Source organism: Halanaerobium saccharolyticum subsp. saccharolyticum DSM 6643 (assembly GCF_000350165.1).
GTDB classification, from domain to species: domain Bacteria; phylum Bacillota; class Halanaerobiia; order Halanaerobiales; family Halanaerobiaceae; genus Halanaerobium; species Halanaerobium saccharolyticum.
In genome coordinates this window covers 267279-282935 of record NZ_CAUI01000023.1, presented here as the reverse complement: position 1 = coordinate 282935, position 15657 = coordinate 267279, and the positions used below count along the sequence as shown (strand labels likewise).

General features: G+C 34.4%; 14 protein-coding genes and 2 riboswitches. Of the genes, 11 read left to right on the top strand and 3 right to left on the bottom strand.

The window, feature by feature from the left end; all coding sequences use genetic code 11:
• Position 1: 1 nt before the first annotated feature.
• The gene (locus tag HSACCH_RS11435) at positions 2 to 505 is read right to left on the bottom strand and encodes a DUF1850 domain-containing protein (protein ID WP_235044020.1); all 504 of its coding nucleotides are present in this window, start codon (positions 503 to 505) and stop codon (positions 2 to 4) included.
• A gap of 151 nt (positions 506 to 656) precedes the next feature.
• A complete protein-coding gene (locus HSACCH_RS11430; RefSeq protein ID WP_005489972.1) occupies positions 657 to 1616 on the bottom strand; it encodes a TAXI family TRAP transporter solute-binding subunit in 960 nt (319 codons plus the stop codon).
• Between the two features lie 457 nt (positions 1617 to 2073).
• On the opposite strand from HSACCH_RS11430, the gene HSACCH_RS11425 reads away from it, so the two are divergent.
• From HSACCH_RS11425 to hydE, 4 genes are all read left to right on the top strand, one after another.
• Entirely contained in the window at positions 2074 to 2331 is a 258-nt protein-coding gene (locus tag HSACCH_RS11425) for a TM1266 family iron-only hydrogenase system putative regulator (RefSeq protein WP_005489971.1), read from the top strand.
• Between the two features lie 107 nt (positions 2332 to 2438).
• On the top strand, positions 2439 to 3887 hold the full coding sequence (gene hydG / locus HSACCH_RS11420) for a [FeFe] hydrogenase H-cluster radical SAM maturase HydG (RefSeq protein WP_005489970.1): 1449 nt from the start codon (positions 2439 to 2441) through the stop codon (positions 3885 to 3887).
• A gap of 27 nt (positions 3888 to 3914) precedes the next feature.
• Positions 3915 to 5183, top strand: a complete 1269-nt coding sequence (hydF, locus tag HSACCH_RS11415) for a [FeFe] hydrogenase H-cluster maturation GTPase HydF (protein WP_005489969.1) — start codon at positions 3915 to 3917, stop codon at positions 5181 to 5183.
• The gene (hydE, locus tag HSACCH_RS11410; protein WP_005489968.1) at positions 5184 to 6227 is read left to right on the top strand and encodes a [FeFe] hydrogenase H-cluster radical SAM maturase HydE; all 1044 of its coding nucleotides are present in this window, start codon (positions 5184 to 5186) and stop codon (positions 6225 to 6227) included. It begins immediately after the preceding gene.
• Between the two features lie 73 nt (positions 6228 to 6300).
• Here the strand turns inward: hydE and HSACCH_RS11405 are convergent, their stop codons facing one another.
• Positions 6301 to 7983: a SulP family inorganic anion transporter gene (locus HSACCH_RS11405; RefSeq protein ID WP_005489966.1), complete on the bottom strand. Its 1683-nt coding sequence runs from the start codon at positions 7981 to 7983 to the stop codon at positions 6301 to 6303.
• Between the two features lie 275 nt (positions 7984 to 8258).
• On the opposite strand from HSACCH_RS11405, the gene HSACCH_RS11400 reads away from it, so the two are divergent.
• The 7 genes from HSACCH_RS11400 (at position 8259) to thiM (ending at position 15628) form a co-directional block, all read left to right on the top strand.
• Positions 8259 to 10187: an SLC13 family permease gene (locus HSACCH_RS11400; RefSeq protein ID WP_005489964.1), complete on the top strand. Its 1929-nt coding sequence runs from the start codon at positions 8259 to 8261 to the stop codon at positions 10185 to 10187.
• A 107-nt stretch (positions 10188 to 10294) separates the two neighbouring features.
• Positions 10295 to 10399, top strand: a riboswitch (TPP riboswitch).
• A gap of 42 nt (positions 10400 to 10441) precedes the next feature.
• The gene (thiT, locus tag HSACCH_RS11395) at positions 10442 to 10972 is read left to right on the top strand and encodes an energy-coupled thiamine transporter ThiT (RefSeq protein WP_005489962.1); all 531 of its coding nucleotides are present in this window, start codon (positions 10442 to 10444) and stop codon (positions 10970 to 10972) included.
• A 141-nt stretch (positions 10973 to 11113) separates the two neighbouring features.
• Positions 11114 to 11215, top strand: a riboswitch (TPP riboswitch).
• A 149-nt stretch (positions 11216 to 11364) separates the two neighbouring features.
• Positions 11365 to 12651 carry a phosphomethylpyrimidine synthase ThiC gene (gene thiC / locus HSACCH_RS11390; RefSeq protein ID WP_005489961.1) on the top strand — a complete coding sequence of 429 codons (1287 nt, stop codon included), beginning with the start codon at positions 11365 to 11367 and terminating at the stop codon, positions 12649 to 12651.
• 67 nt (positions 12652 to 12718) lie between these two features.
• Positions 12719 to 13216, top strand: a complete 498-nt coding sequence (gene thiW / locus HSACCH_RS11385; RefSeq protein WP_005489960.1) for an energy coupling factor transporter S component ThiW — start codon at positions 12719 to 12721, stop codon at positions 13214 to 13216.
• An 83-nt stretch (positions 13217 to 13299) separates the two neighbouring features.
• A complete protein-coding gene (thiD, locus tag HSACCH_RS11380) occupies positions 13300 to 14097 on the top strand; it encodes a bifunctional hydroxymethylpyrimidine kinase/phosphomethylpyrimidine kinase (protein ID WP_005489959.1) in 798 nt (265 codons plus the stop codon).
• A gap of 59 nt (positions 14098 to 14156) precedes the next feature.
• Positions 14157 to 14870, top strand: a complete 714-nt coding sequence (gene thiE, locus HSACCH_RS11375; RefSeq protein ID WP_005489958.1) for a thiamine phosphate synthase — start codon at positions 14157 to 14159, stop codon at positions 14868 to 14870.
• Complete coding sequence (gene thiM, locus HSACCH_RS11370; RefSeq protein ID WP_051056349.1) at positions 14813 to 15628, top strand: hydroxyethylthiazole kinase; 816 nt, start codon at positions 14813 to 14815, stop codon at positions 15626 to 15628. Before thiE ends, thiM begins: the two co-directional genes overlap by 58 nt.
• The last annotated feature ends 29 nt before the right edge of the window (positions 15629 to 15657 follow it).

Here is a 15657-nt window from a genome sequence, read left to right as displayed (position 1 = left end):
TTTAATACCTCCTTAAGATAAATCGTAAATAGCTAAATTTTTCAGTCTTGATCTGCAGTAAAGTTTCAGTTTTAACATTTTCGTATAATTTATAATTTTTTTCATTATAAATAAATTCGTGTTGAGCATAATCACTAACTCTGAGCATTATTTCAGGTAACTTTTGATCTATATTTTTAATTATAAACTTATCATCAGCTACTATATAATCCCCCTGCTCAGCTGAAGTGGGAAGCCCTGCTCCATAAGACTGATATTCTGTTCCTGTTAATAATATTTTTCCATCTTTGATTTCAAAGAATTCAATTACCGGTGTTTTAGCAACAGAATGTAAATATTTAATACTAAAATCATCTCCATCTTCAACAGTCTGTTCCCAGATAATTTTATCTGATTGGTAATTAATAATTTGTAGTACATTAACTTTAAAAACAAGGAGTGAAAATATTAGAATTATAAACAAGAATAAAAGCAAAAAAAATTTAAAGTTTTTATTTTTTGTCATAACAAATGAGAGCCGGGTATTTTGCAATACCCGGTCATCCTCCTTTGGTTAGATTTTAGAGGCTTGATATTAATTTTAAAAGTCTTTTAAATCAATTTTATAATGATTTATTTAAACTTTAAGCTAATCTAAAATCTAAATTTTTTAATCTTTACTTTACTTCATCATAATATTTTTGAGCACCGGGATGTAATTCAACTGTCATACCAGACATAGCACCATCTAAAGTGATGTCTCTAGCTCTGTCATGAGCAGCAATTAAAGTATCTCTGTTTTCAAAAATTGCTTTTGTAATATTATAAACTACATCTTCACTTAAGCTTGATTCAGCAACTAAAATAGCCTGTAAAGCTACTGTCTGAACATCATTATCTAAACCATTATAAGTTCCAGCTGGAACAGTAACTCCGGTTAAATAAGGATATGCTTCATTTAAAGATTCAATATCTTGATCACTGAAGTTTAATAATTTAATATCCTGAGTTGCTGCTACATCCATTACAGCAGCTGTAGGAATACCAGCTGTTAAGAAAGCTGCATCAATCTGTCTATCCTTTAAACGACTGGCTGCTTCTCCAAAAGATAAATAATCTTCTTCGATATCATCATAAGATAAACCAAAGAAGTCTAAAATCTGACTTGCATTTGCTTCAGCACCACTACCAGGGGCTCCAACAGCCACACTTTTACCTTTAAGATCTGCAATGTTATTGATACCTGCATCACTACGAACAATAATTTGAATTACTTCTGGATATAAAGAAGCAACACCACTCATATTGTTAACTTGGTTGCCTTCAAACTGTCTTTCACCATTAACCGCATAGTTAGCAATATCATTTTGTAGAATTGCGAGCTCTACCTCCTGATTATAAATTAAACGAGTATTAGTCACAGAAGCTCCTGTTGATTGAGCAGAAGCGTTCATATTATCTATATTCTCATTTAAGACTTTAGCCAGTGCACCTCCAATTGGATAGTAAGTACCTGATGTACCTCCGGTTGCAATTGATAAGAAAGTAGTTCCCTGTGCAGTAACCATTCCACTGAGTAAAAGACTAATAACAAGAACAGCACTTAGAATAAATAAAGTGTTTTTACTTTTTAACATAAATTATATCTTCTCCCTTCTTTAATTAAAAGAATTTAATGCTTTAACACTTTAACATATATATTTTTTGAATAAAGTGTTCCTATTCAATTTTACAACATTTGATGTCAAAAAGCAAGAATAGAATTTTAGGCTTGAACTCCATTATCAATCATTTAAAGAGTTTAAAGCTTTAATTAGATAGATAGCTTAATATTTCAAAAATTGAGAAAATAAATTTTTAAGTGAAAACTTGAACAAACTACTGGAATAAGTTATAATTAATTACAAGTTAATATCTGATCAGCCGGGTTAACTGTCTGAAAGGATAAAATATTTTAGTTCTTCCTGAATTTAAGGATATTTCTGCAAATCAAGGGAGGGGATATTTTTATGTCTAATTTTAAATTTTGTTTGTACCGATTTTATTTTGTACCGGGTTAAAAAGAAATGAATCACAAATATTGGAGGCAGGAAAATGAAAAAAAGAATTGGTTCAGTTGCTATTGTTGTCAAAAAAAGAGAAAAAGTGAGTAATCAAATCAATAAAATTTTAAGCAAAAATGCTGATTGTATTATTGGTCGAATGGGCATTCCATCGGCTGAACATGGATTATCAATGATATCTTTAATAGTAGAAGGAACTCCAGATGAGATTGGAGCAATTACAGGTCAACTTGGAAGTTTGCCGGGAGTAAATCTAAAATCAGCTTTAACCTCAGTCGAAGTCGAATAATCTAGAAATCTGGACAGGCTGGACTTATATTTTATTAAAACTTATTAATTTTACTACAATTAAAAAAATTGTTGTGTCAACGTTAGTTCTACTTAGAGGAGGAAATTATGAGTGAAATAAATTATTTTAAAGAGGAATTTGGGAACAATTACAGAACTGAGGTTTGTGATTATATAACTGACGAAAAAATTGAACATATTTTAGCTTCTGCTAAAGAGCCAAGTCAGCAGGAGGTTAAAAGAATTATAGATAAGGCGCTGAAGTTAGATGGAATTACTTCTATAGAAGCAGCAACTTTGCTTCAGGTAGAGGATGAAGATTTAATTGACCAATTTTTAGAAGCAGCAAGAAAAGTAAAGGAAGAAATTTATGGTAAAAGACTGGTTATCTTTGCCCCTTTATATTTTGCTAATCAGTGTGTGAATAATTGTCTTTACTGTGGATTTCGCAAGGATAATCATCAGATTGACCGTAAAAAACTTAGTCAAACCGAAATTCGCAGGGAAGTTGAAGCTTTAGAACGTGAAGGCCATAAAAGATTATTAGTCTTAACTGGTGAAGCACCAATTACTGATTTAGATTATGTGGTAGAAAGTATTAAGACTGCTTATGATGTTAAAACAGAAAATGGTGGAGAAATTAGGAGAATTAACGCAGAAATTGCACCATTAAGTACAGAGGACTTTAAAAAGCTTAAAGAATCTGAAATAGGAACCTATACTTGTTTTCAGGAAACATATAACAGAAAACAATATGCAAAACTGCACCCTTCTGGTCCTAAGAGTAATTTCGAATGGAGATTATCAGTAATGGATAGAGCTCAAGAAGCAGGGATTGATGATGTTGGTATTGGGGCTTTATTTGGCCTTTATGATTATAAATTTGATGTGATTGGGATGCTGCTTCATGCAGAATATTTAGATCAAAAATATGGAGTTGGTCCTCACACAGTTTCGGTACCAAGACTTAATCCAGCTACAGGAACTCCTCTGGATGAAGTACCTTATCCGGTTTCAGATGCTGACTTTCGTAAATTAGTTGCTGTTTTAAGATTAGCAGTTCCTTATACCGGAATGATTTTATCAACCAGGGAGAGTACAGAGATGAGAAATGAATTATTTGAGCATGGAGTTTCTCAGATATCTGCTGGTTCCAGAACAACTCCCGGTGGTTATGATAAAAAAGATAAGAATAAAAAAGAGCTGGCTCAGTTTTCACTGCATGATCTGCGTCCGATTGATGAAATAATTTCTGGAATTGCTAAAGATGGTTATATTCCAAGTTTCTGTACGGCCTGCTATCGTCTTGGCAGGACTGGCAAAGATTTTATGGATTTGGCTAAGCCGGGTAAGATTCAGGAATTTTGTCGCCCCAATGCAATGCTTACTTTTAAAGAGTATTTGAAAGATTATGGAACAGATAAAAGTCGTGAATACGGTAAAGAATGTCTGGCTAATCTAATGGAAGATCTAAAAGAAGATAATCCCAAGTTGGCAGAAAATATAGCAGATAAACTTGATGCGATAGCAGAAGGAGAACATGACTTATATCTTTAAATTAAGATTAGAGAAGGAAGTGGGAAAATGAATTCAACAGCAAAGGGAGATCGGCCTCATATTGCAGTTTTTGGCAGGCGTAATGTTGGTAAATCTTCATTAATAAATAAGCTGACAAATCAAAATCTAGCGCTAGTTTCCAGTCAACCAGGAACTACCACAGATCCTGTTTATAAGGCAATGGAACTTCTGCCTATTGGTCCAGTGATGATGATTGATACAGCTGGGATTGATGATCAAGGTGAACTGGGAGAAATGCGGATCAAAAAAACAAAAGAAATTCTCAGAAAAACTGATCTAGCGCTGCTTGTGATTTCTGCCAGCCAGGGAATAGGGCGATTTGAAGAGGAATTAATTAAAGATTTCAAAGCAAAAGATATAGCTTATATTATTGTTATTAATAAAATTGAAATGTTAAAAAATAAAAAAGAAATTAATTTATTAAAAGATAAAATTAATAAATTTACAGCAGAAAAAAATTTAATAATTATTGAAGCAAGTGCTGAAGAAAAAATTGGGATCAAAAAAATAAGAGATGCCCTTGCTAAAAAAATGCCAGAGGACTTAAGCTATGATACAATAATGGGTGATTTATTTGACCCAGGTGATGTAGTAGTCCTTGTAACTCCTATTGATTCTGCAGCTCCAAAAGGTAGGTTAATCTTACCGCAAGTTCAAACTATCAGAGATATTTTAGATAATGATGGAACAGCTTTAGTAACTAAAAAAGCAGAAGTTAGTTCTGAAATAGATAAACTTCAGAAAAAACCTAAAATTGTAGTTACAGATTCTCAGGCTTTTGAAAAAGTCTCGGAAGCTGTAGCTGAAGATATTTTAATGACCGGGTTTTCTGTACTTTTTGCCCGTTATAAAGGTGATCTTAATACTTTTGTGCAGGGAGCTAAAGCGATGGAGCAATTAAAAGCGGGTGATAAAGTTTTGGTGGCTGAAGCATGTACTCACCGCCGCCAGCAGGATGATATCGGGACAGTGAAAATCCCAAATTGGGTTCACAGTAAGATTAGTTCTGAAATAGAGTTTGATCATGTTTCAGGACGTGAGTTTCCAGAAAATCTTAAAGATTATGATGTAATATTACATTGCGGCAGTTGTATGTTGAATCGGAAAGAGGTATTATCCCGGCTGAAAGAAGCAGAAAATGCTGGTGTGCCGGTTATTAACTATGGAATTGGTATTGCCTGGCTGCATGGAATTTTAGATAGAGCCTTAAAACCATTTCCTGAGGCGTTAAAATTATGGCAGCAGGATCAAGAAAAAATTATAGGAGTGGTATAATTGAACCAGTTTAAAATCAAAAAATTAGTTGACCAAGCTTATAGAGAAGCTAAGCTAAGCAAAGAAGAGATTAAATCAATTTTGGCTGAAGATATAAACAAATTAGATTATTTATTGCAAAAAGCAGACCAGAAAAGAACTGAAATTTGTGGTGATGAGGTTCATTTGCGGGCAATTATAGAATTTTCTAGTTATTGCAAACAAAATTGTCATTATTGTGGCTTAAGAAAAGATAATCAGCAGTTAGAGCGCTACCGATTAAGGAAAGAAGAAATTATAAAAACAAGTCAAATGGCTTCTGAACTAGGTTATCAGACAGTAGTTCTGCAGTCAGGAGAGGATGATTATCCAGCTGCAGAAATAGCAGAAATCATCAAAGAGATTAAAAAAACTACCGGAATGGCAATTACTTTAAGTCTGGGAGAAAGAGATTTTGATGCATATAAACTTTGGCGTGAGGCGGGAGCAGATCGCTACCTTTTAAAACATGAGATAGCTTCTAAAAATTTATATGAAAAATATCATCCTGGAATGAGTTTTGAAAATAGAATTGAAAGCCTTAGATATTTAAAAATGTTGGGTTATCAAATTGGAAGTGGAGTTATTATCGATTTGCCGGGACAGACGCCAGATATTTTGGCAGAAGATTTATTGCTCTGTCAAAAACTAGAGCTTGATATGATTGGCTCTGGCCCTTTTATTCCTCACCAGCAAACTCCTTTAAAAGGAACTAAGACTGGTACAGTAGAAATGACACTAAAATTCACAGCTTTAAGCAGGCTACTACTTCCTTTAACTCATATTCCAGCTACTACAGCTTTAGGTACAATTGATGACGAGGGTAGACAAAAAGCCTTGAAGGCAGGTGCCAATGTAGTAATGCCTAATGTAACTGATGGTAAATACCGGGAGCAGTATCAAATTTATCCGGATAAGATATGTGTTAATGAAGAAGCCGGAGATTGCCGCCAGTGTATTGGTAGTATTATTTCTTCACTTGGTCGTCATGTAAGTCAAAATAAAGGACATAGTTTGAGAAAATAAAATACAGATATTTAATTAAAAACTCCCATTTGAAAAGCAGTTTAAATTTTTCTGCAGTTCAATGGGAGTTAAGTTACTCATCTTCTTTTTTTCCGATTTCATGTGCACTAAAATCAAGTGCTTTATTTGTAGCAGCAAAATATTCAGTTTCCGGAAGGTAGATATTGCCTTCGCCAACCTTTTTAGCGAGACCTATCTTTCGAAAAATCTTTAATAAACGCTCGTTGACCCCGGTTAGCATAATTTCTCCATCATTTTCGTGGACTCTATCTATAAATTCTTCTAAAACTCCAATAATTGTGATATCAATTCTTCTTACATTTCTAAGCCTTATAATGAAATCTGTATTCGGTTCAAAAAAATCATCAAGTTGGTCTTTTAAATCATCGGCAGCACTAAAGTGAACTGCCCCTTTAAGGTCAACAACTCTTGCCTGTTTAGTTGAAATTTCAGATTCATCCACATCCTCATGGCTTGCATGATGTAGGTGATAGGCCTGATCATCTTCTTTTTTATCATAATATAGCATTTCTATATCAGCTTTTTTAGAAATTTGTAAAACTATAACTAAAGAAACTAAAACTCCAAAATAAATTGCCTGATCAAGATTTGGCAAAACTATTGTAGCTGTAAATGTTGAGAAGAAAATTAATGCATCACCTTTGGTTGTTTTCATATTTTTGATTACTTCTTTTAAATTTGTAATCCCCAAAGCAGCTGCTATTACAAGGCCTGCTAAAACGGCTACTGGAATATATGAAATTAAAGGTCTAAAAAATAGGATAAAAATTATAATAGAAACCGCACAGAAAAATTGTGATATCCTGTTTTTGGCACCAGCACTTAAATTTGCAAAGGTATTTGAAAAAGAAGCAGAGATAGCAAAAGAACTAAAAAATGAGATTACCATGTTGCTAATACCCTGACTTCTGAATTCTCTGTTAAAATTTGGATCTTCATCTGTTTTTAAAGATAAAGCCTGGAGTACAGCCATAGTTTGGATTAAACCAAGCAGCGCAATTGAAAAAGCTTTAGTATACAGCTGACCAATTAAATGAAAATCAAAATGAATTAAATTAAAATCTATAATTTTTTTTGGTATTTCACCAACTAAAGGTATAGAATTATTGATTCCTGTTAAAGTAGTTAATAAAGTCATAATAATAACTGCTAAAAGATACTCTGGCAGTTCTTTTTTTAGCAGCGGAATAATATAAATTAAAATTAAAGTAATTAAACCTACCGTTAAATTTGTATAGTTAATTTGAGAAAAATTTGAAATAAACTGCCAGCCTTTAGTTATCACATTTGAACCACTAACACTGACCCCAGTAAAATTTTCAATCTGAGAAAAAAGAATTAAAACTGCAGCTCCATGTGAAAGTGCTACAATTACTGGATGAGATACATACTTAATTAATTCACTTAAATTGAAACTAACCAGTAAAAATTGAAATAAACCAATTAAAAAAGTAGTCAAGAAAATAACTTGCAAATAATTTTCTCCCTGATAGTTATTTAAACTACTGTAGAGAGCTACTGCCATCATATTGGTTGGTCCTACAATTATATAAGAAGATAAATTAAATATAGATGCTGTCAGCATGGAAAAAATAGAAGCATAGATACCATAAATTGGATTAATCCCCAGTATTAATGCATAAGCCATATTTTGGGGTAGAGCAATAGTAGCAGTAGTTAAACCACTTACCATATCAGCACTGTACTTTTTAAATAATTTCTTTATATCTTGCAAGGTCAACCACCCCATCTTTTTTTGTTAGTTTAACTTTGCTTCTAGTTTAACAGGCCAGCTTAAAAGTTTCAATTAAATATTAAAATTAAATTAATTCAGTTTATTTTAAGTGAATCAAATTAACTTCCAAAGACTAGAATTAACAATCAAAATTTGTTAAAATGTTATATAAGGTAGCATTAAAATTTATATTAGTTTAATATTATAAAAATTGAGGTTATAGAGTGAAAGTCTGCTCGCAAACCTCGTGGGCTTGCCCCGAGGAGGGTCAAATGATGTTTCTAATAAATAAGAAAAATATTGCAGTATTAATTTTAATTACTATTTTGATATTCTTTTCTTTGAACATTTCAGCCCAGGACTTAAATACTAATCAAAAAGTTGGAGAGCTAGAGGTCGAAAATCAGTTGAACAGCAGTATAATATTTATAATTTCTTTAATTGTAGTGATCCTTGTTTTATTTATCTGGGAGCCAATGCCAATCAGCTTAATGGCTATTTTAGTTCCAATTACGCTTGCTGTTTTCAATGAACTGTCAAAAATGTCAGTAGAAGATGCCTTATCAGGCTTTGGTAACTCAGCTACAATTACAGTTATGGCGATGTTTGTTTTCAGTGCTGGTATTCAACGCAGTGGAGCTGTCCAGCTTTTAGGTGATAAAATATCTAACATTACAGGTGAAAACCCACGCAAACAGATTGCTTTAATTTCAGTTTTAACCGGCTCTACTTCTGGAATAGTTAATAATACTCCTGTTGTAGCTGCTTTAATTCCGATGGTTAGGGAATTAGGTAGAAAGACTAATGTTTCTCCTTCTAAATTATTAATACCGCTTTCTTACACAGCAATGTTAGGAGGGACAGTGACTTTAATCGGTACCTCAACTAATTTATTGGCAAGTCAGGTTTCAGATAGAATGTTGGGACATCCATTTTCAATGTTTGAGTTTACTGGTTTAGGAATTATCGTTCTATTGTTTGGTATTTTTTATTTACTAACAGTTGGTCATAAATTAATTCCGGCCCGACTTGAAACAGAGGAAGATTTAACTGATGAATACGAAATGAAAAATTATTTAACTGAGGTTTTAATAGGAGAAGATTGTATTTTTGTTGGTAAAACTTTTAACGAAATTGCTGAAGATAAAGAATTAGATTATGACATTATTAGAATTATTCGTAATGGAAAACAATTTATGAAACCCTTAAATGCAAAGACTGTTAGGGTAGGAGACCACTTGATCATTCGGGCTAGAGAGGAAACTTTACTAAAGTTAGTTAAAAGTAAAGGAATGAAAACTTTGCCCGAAATGGTTGTTGATGATCATTCTATAGAACAGCCACTGGCTGGTGAAACTTTGATAGAAGTTGTAGTGCCAGCGCATTCTTTTTTAGTAAATAAAACTTTAGATGAAATAAATTTTTTGGAAAGGTATAATTGTAATGTTTTAGCCCTAAGGCGCGGTGAAGAAATTACTCATCAAAAAATGCGTGATTATCGTTTCCAACCTGGAGATTTAATTTTGCTTTTAGCAACTGAGAAAACTCTGGGTCGTCTGAGTAAAAATAATAACTTTATTATTGATCACGAATATGATCCAAATTTATTTGATCGTAAAAAAATGTATATTTCAGCTGGAATTTTATTCTTTTTTATTTTGACAGTTGCCTTAAATATTTTACCAGTGGCTATTGCCGCTTTGAGTGGGGCTTTTTTAATGACTTTAAGTGGTGTTATTAATAAAAGTGACTTTTTTAGTTCTATTGACTGGGAGGTATACTTTTTATTATCAGGATTAATACCAATGGGAATGGCAATTGAAAAATCAGGCACTGCTTCCTATATTGCAGCAAAAATTTTAAATCTGGCAGATGTTTTACCGGCGTTTGCAATTGCAATGATTATTTATCTGTCAACTTCAATAATGGCGAATGTAATTGGTAATAATGCTAGTGTGCTTTTGATGCTGCCAATTGGGATTGGTACTGCTCAGCAGCTGGCAGTTAATCCTTTTGCTTTTGTTTTGATAACTACTTTTGCTGCCAGTGCAGCTTTTGCCAGTCCTGTTGGCTATCAGACAAATCTAATGGTTTATAGTTCAGGTGGTTTTAAGTTTAAGGATTTTATTGTTGTTGGAGCACCACTGCAGATTTTACTGGCTTTGATTGTTCCAATGCTGGTCAGGTTATTCTGGGGTTTTTAGCTTTTATTGTCAGCTGAAAAATTATGGATGAATAATTTTATTTGATTAATTTAAATTTCTATTGTATAATACAGCTAGATAGAGATTTAGATATGATTAAATTTTAAAACTAAAGACTGGGGAGCCAAACTGGAGGCTGAGAGGATAAGTAATTATCGACCCATTGACCTGATCCTGGTAATGCAGGCGTAGGTAGTAATATAAAAATATTAAGCCCTCCGGTTTGTTCCTCACAAATCAGGAGGGTTTTTATTATGGAGAATAAATTTTCAACAAGAATGATGGCTGAGATTGGAGTTGCGGTTGCCTTAGCAGTTGTATTAAATTTTTTAAAACTCTGGCGGATGCCACAGGGAGGATCAGTAAGTCTAGAAATGCTTCCGATATTGGTAATTGCATTTCGCTGGGGTCTAGGAGCGGGAATGTTTAGCGGCCTGGCCTACGGTTTATTGCAGCTGATGTTTGGAGCTTATATTATTCATCCGATTCAGCTAATTATGGATTATCCGTTACCATATATGGTTTTAGGTGCTGCAGGAATTTTCAAAATTAGAAAAGATGATATAATTCAGCCTCTAAGAATGTTTTGGGCAGTTTTGGTGGCCTCTGCCTTAAGATTGATAGTCCATATTCTATCAGGGGTTATCTTTTTTGGCAGTTATGCTCCAGAAGGACAGAATGTTTGGGCCTACTCGACTATTTATAATGCAAGTTTTTTGATTCCGACTACTATTGTCACTTATATTTTGCTTCTAATTGTAATGAAAGCACTGGAAAATAAGTAAAAGAAAGCTCAGTATGACGGGCTCGATGCCCTAATGCTAACTCGACCATGCGTGATAAAAATTAAGAGTTAGTGAGACGGGCTCGATGCCCTAATGCTGAGCTGACCATTCGTTTATAAAAGAAAGCTCAGTACAATTTAATAAATTTAACAGGGGAGCCTTCGGGCTGAGATAAAGTAGCTGCTTTAACCCTTTGAACCTGATCTGGATAATACCAGCGAAGGGAGTTGTGTGGAGTGATTTGGAATATGATTACTATATTTTATTAAACACAGTTTCCTTAGTTGGGGGCTGTGTTTTTTTGTTATTATTTTTTAAAAAGTAGAAGCTTAATTAGAGGTGAAAAATTTAAATATATTTAAAAATAATTAAAATAAGAGGAGCTGACAAATATGACTCAAGTAACAAGAGCAAAAAAAGGTGAAATAAGTGCAGAAATGAAAACAGCAGCAGTTGAGGAAGGGGTGAGTGTAGAATTCATCCGGAAGGGAATTGCTGAAGGTACTATTGTCATCCCGGCAAATGTTAATCACTTAAATCTTAAAGTAAAAGCCTTTGGTAAAGGCTTAAAAACTAAGGTTAATGCCAATTTTGGAACTTCCGAAGACTATGACAGTATTGAAAATGAACTAAAAAAATTAAAAGCAGCGGTTGAAACTGGTGCTGATGCAGTGATGGATTTATCTACAGGCGAAAAGATTAAAGAGACCAGAGAGGCTATTTTAAATAATTCTGAGCTGCCAGTTGGAACTGTTCCAATTTATCAGGCAGCCGTGGAAACAGTAAATTCGGGGCGTGGAATTATAGAAATGGGAGTAGAAGAATTATTTGAAGTAATTAAGGCTCAAGCTGAAGCAGGGGTTGATTTTGTTACAGTTCACTGTGGATTGACTCTGGAAACACTTAAGCACTTAGCTGATGAAGGAAGAGTTACTGATATTGTTAGCCGGGGTGGTTCATTTATGGCGGCCTGGATGCTGCATAATAATCAGGAAAATCCACTTTATGAATATTATGATCGCCTCTTAGAAATCTGTTATAAAAATGATGTAACTTTAAGCCTTGGTGATGCTTTAAGACCAGGAAGTCTGGCAGATGCTACAGATAGGGCTCAGATCCACGAACTTTTAGTTTTAGCTGAGTTGGTAGATAGAGCTAGAGAAGCAGAAGTGCAGGTAATGGTAGAGGGACCAGGCCATGTACCCTATGATCAAATAGAGACAAATATTAAACTGCAGAAAGAACTCTGTAAAGATGCTCCTTTTTATGTGCTCGGACCCTTAGTTACAGATATTGCAGCAGGTTATGATCATATTACTGCGGCAATCGGTGGAGCTGCAGCAGCAGCGGCAGGAGCAGATTTTCTCTGTTATGTTACTCCTGCAGAACATATTGGTTTACCAGATATTGAAGATGTAAAAGAAGGTGTAATTGCCAGCAAAATTGCAGCCCACGCAGCAGATATTGCAAAAGGAGTTAAAGGAGCAAAAGAAAGAGATAATAAAATGGCAGCTGCTAGAAAAAAATTAGACTGGGAAAAGCAGATTGAGCTGGCTCTGGCGCCAGAAAAATTAAGAGAGTCAAGGGAAAACCATAATCAGACATTAAAAGCAGAAGATGCCTGTACAATGTGTGGTTCTTATTGTGCGATGAAAATAGTAGATCAGCAGCTTAATTAATAAAAACAGATAAATTTAAATTATTGATAACTTTAAAAAAATTAAAAAATCAGAAAGGAAGATTAGAATGGACAATAAAAAATTAACTTTTTCAGCACTTTTAATTGCTCTGGGAACAATGACCGGTCACTTAATTTATATTCCAATTGGAGTGGCTAAAGCTTTTCCGGTCCAGCATTTAATTAATATTTTATCTGCTGTTTTACTGGGGCCGGCTTATGCAGTCTGGAATGCATTTGCAATTTCTCTGTTTCGAAACATGCTGGGTACAGGTTCATTATTGGCTTTTCCAGGCAGTATGATAGGAGCTTTAATGGCTGGACTGCTTTATAAAAAATTTAAAAGTAAGAACTGGGCTTTAGCAGGGGAGTTAATTGGGACCGGTCTTTTGGGAGCAGTAGCTGCTTATCCGGTTGCTAAATTTTTAATGGGAAGTTCAGCGGCAGTATTTTTCTTTGTTATACCCTTTGCCTTAAGTTCTGCTGGTGGGGCAGTGATTTCCTATTTATTTTTAAAAGCAGTAGAAAAAGCAGATAACTTGAGTTTCATTGATGAGTTAAATTAAAATTAGCTGCTTAATCATCTTATTTTTGAGTAAAAACATCGATTAAATTAAAGATATAAAGTAGTTGAAAGGAGTAAATTATAATGAAAAAAGTTTTAACAATTGCCGGTTCTGATTCTGGAGGTGGGGCCGGTATTCAGGCTGATATAAAGACGATGACTGTCCATCAGGTTTATGGGGCTTCAGTAATTACAGCAGTAACAGCTCAAAACACTTTGGGAGTGCAGGATGTAAAAACTCTTTCGGCAAGAGCGGTTTCTTCTCAGCTGGAATCTGTTTTAAATGATATAGAGTTTTCGGCTCTAAAAACCGGGATGCTGGCTAATAGCGAGATCATTGAAGAAGTGGCTTTAAAAATTAAAAAATATTCTCTAAGTAATTTGGTTGTGGACCCGGTAATGGTCGCAACAAGCGGAGATCTGCTTTTAAAAAAAGCGGCAGTTAAAACCTATAAAGAAAAACTGTTCCCGCTGGCTGAAATTATTACCCCTAATCTCCATGAAGCTAAGGTTTTGGCTGGTTTAGAAGCTGAAAAAAGCATTGATTTAGAGCAGTTGGCAGCAGAATTGATGAAGTTTGGGAGTAACTATGTATTAATTAAAGGAGGTCACAGCAGTCAAAATAATCAGTCTAGAAAAGCTGTTGATCTACTTTATGACGGTAGTTATTTTAGAAAATTTGAAGCAGAATATATTGAGACTAATAATACCCATGGTACTGGCTGCACACTGTCAGCAGCTATTGCTTCAAATTTGGCGAAGGGGATGGAGATGGGAAAAGCCGTTGCAGAGGCTAAAGATTATTTAACAGAAGCAATTAGAAATCATTTTATTGTTGGCCAGGGTAATAGTCCAGTTAATCATGTCTGGAATCTAAAGTAGAAAATTTTGGCTGACTTAAATTATAACATGGAATATTTAACTGTAGGAAAGGAGAAGTTATGAAAACTATAAACTGGGATTTATATTTGATCACAGAAGAAAGCTTGTCAGCTGGTAAAAAAAGTATAGAAGTAGTAAAAGAGGCAGCAGCTGCAGGAGTAGATGCGGTTCAGCTGCGGGAAAAGGAGTTACCTTTAAGAGAAAAATTTAGTTTGGGCAAAGAAATTAAAAAAATATGCAGGCGTCATAATATTGATTTTATAGTTAATGATCGAGTGGATCTGGCCCTAGCTTTAGATGCAGATGGAGTTCATCTGGGGCAGAGTGACCTACCACTGAGATCTGCCCGCAGAATTTTAGGATCAGATAAGATTATTGGAATTACCGCCTGGAAGGATGGAGAGATTGCTGGAGCTGAGGCTGAAGGAGCAGATTACCTTGGAGTCGGTTCAATTTTTAAAACTAAATCTAAAAAGCTAAGTTCAGATAAAAATGGAATTGGACTGCAGAGGCTTAAGAAAATCAGGAAACAGACCGAACTCCCTTTAATTGCAGTTGGAGGTTTAAATCAAGATAACTCAGCTCAGGCGATAAAAAATGGAGCAGATACTGTTTCGGTAATTACTGCCATTACTAAAGCAAAAGAAATAGCAGCTAACACTGCTGAATTTAAAGAAATTATTCGAGCTGCTAAAAGTAAAAGGAGGGCGCTAAAATGTCAGCAGAAATTGATGAAAATAAAAAGCGATTTACTGCTAACTTCGAAAAAATAATCCAGATAATTAAAAATAAAAAGCCGCTGATTCATCAGATAACAAATCAGGTAAGCATTAATGACTGTGCTAATATCATCTTGAACTGGGGAGCTCTGCCGGTGATGGCACCTGCCATAGAAGAGTCAGCACAAATGGTGGAAAATGCAGCTGCTTTAGTTTTAAATTTGGGTACAATTTCTTCCAGGCAGCTTGACTCAATGCTTAAAGCTGGAAAGAGAGCAAATGAGCTGCAGATACCTATAGTTTTAGATCCGGTTGGAGTTGGGGCAAGCAAATATCGAGGTGAAGCTGCTCAAAAAATATTGTCTGAGCTAAAAATTGCAATTATTAAAGGGAATAAAGCTGAAATCAGTTTTCTGGCTGGAAAATCAGCTGAAGTTCTTGGAGTCGAATCTATTGGAGAATATACGGAAATAAATACAACTGCGACGGAACTGGCTCAAAAATTAGAGGCAGTTGTAGTTGTAAGTTCTGAAGTTGATTTAATTTGTGATAGCAGTCAGATTAAAGAAATCAAGAGAGGGAACCCTTTAATGGGGGAAGTTGTGGGAACCGGCTGTATGTTGGCTTCAAGTTTAGGTGTTTTTGCTGCTGCAGCTGAAGCTGAAGCTGAAGCTCTAAATTTATCTTTATTTGAAGCAGTTCAAACAGCAGTTTATTATTATTCTCTGGCTGGAGAAAAAGCAGCAAAAAAAGCAAAAACCCCTGCCAAATTTAAGCTTGAATTTATGGACCAAATTTATTTATATAAGTAAATTTAATAAATATAATTACAAAATATTAT

Coding starts and splice junctions, on each gene's coding strand:
- thiE (WP_005489958.1), top strand. CDS start 14,157: ATGAAAACTATAAACTGGGATTTATATTTGATCACAGAAGAAAGCTTG.
- thiC (WP_005489961.1), top strand. CDS start 11,365: ATGACTCAAGTAACAAGAGCAAAAAAAGGTGAAATAAGTGCAGAAATG.
- hydG (WP_005489970.1), top strand. CDS start 2,439: ATGAGTGAAATAAATTATTTTAAAGAGGAATTTGGGAACAATTACAGA.
- hydF (WP_005489969.1), top strand. CDS start 3,915: ATGAATTCAACAGCAAAGGGAGATCGGCCTCATATTGCAGTTTTTGGC.
- thiD (WP_005489959.1), top strand. CDS start 13,300: ATGAAAAAAGTTTTAACAATTGCCGGTTCTGATTCTGGAGGTGGGGCC.
- thiM (WP_051056349.1), top strand. CDS start 14,813: ATGTCAGCAGAAATTGATGAAAATAAAAAGCGATTTACTGCTAACTTC.
- HSACCH_RS11425 (WP_005489971.1), top strand. CDS start 2,074: ATGAAAAAAAGAATTGGTTCAGTTGCTATTGTTGTCAAAAAAAGAGAA.
- HSACCH_RS11430 (WP_005489972.1), bottom strand. CDS start 1,616: ATGTTAAAAAGTAAAAACACTTTATTTATTCTAAGTGCTGTTCTTGTT.
- thiW (WP_005489960.1), top strand. CDS start 12,719: ATGGACAATAAAAAATTAACTTTTTCAGCACTTTTAATTGCTCTGGGA.
- HSACCH_RS11400 (WP_005489964.1), top strand. CDS start 8,259: ATGTTTCTAATAAATAAGAAAAATATTGCAGTATTAATTTTAATTACT.
- HSACCH_RS11435 (WP_235044020.1), bottom strand. CDS start 505: ATGACAAAAAATAAAAACTTTAAATTTTTTTTGCTTTTATTCTTGTTT.
- thiT (WP_005489962.1), top strand. CDS start 10,442: ATGGAGAATAAATTTTCAACAAGAATGATGGCTGAGATTGGAGTTGCG.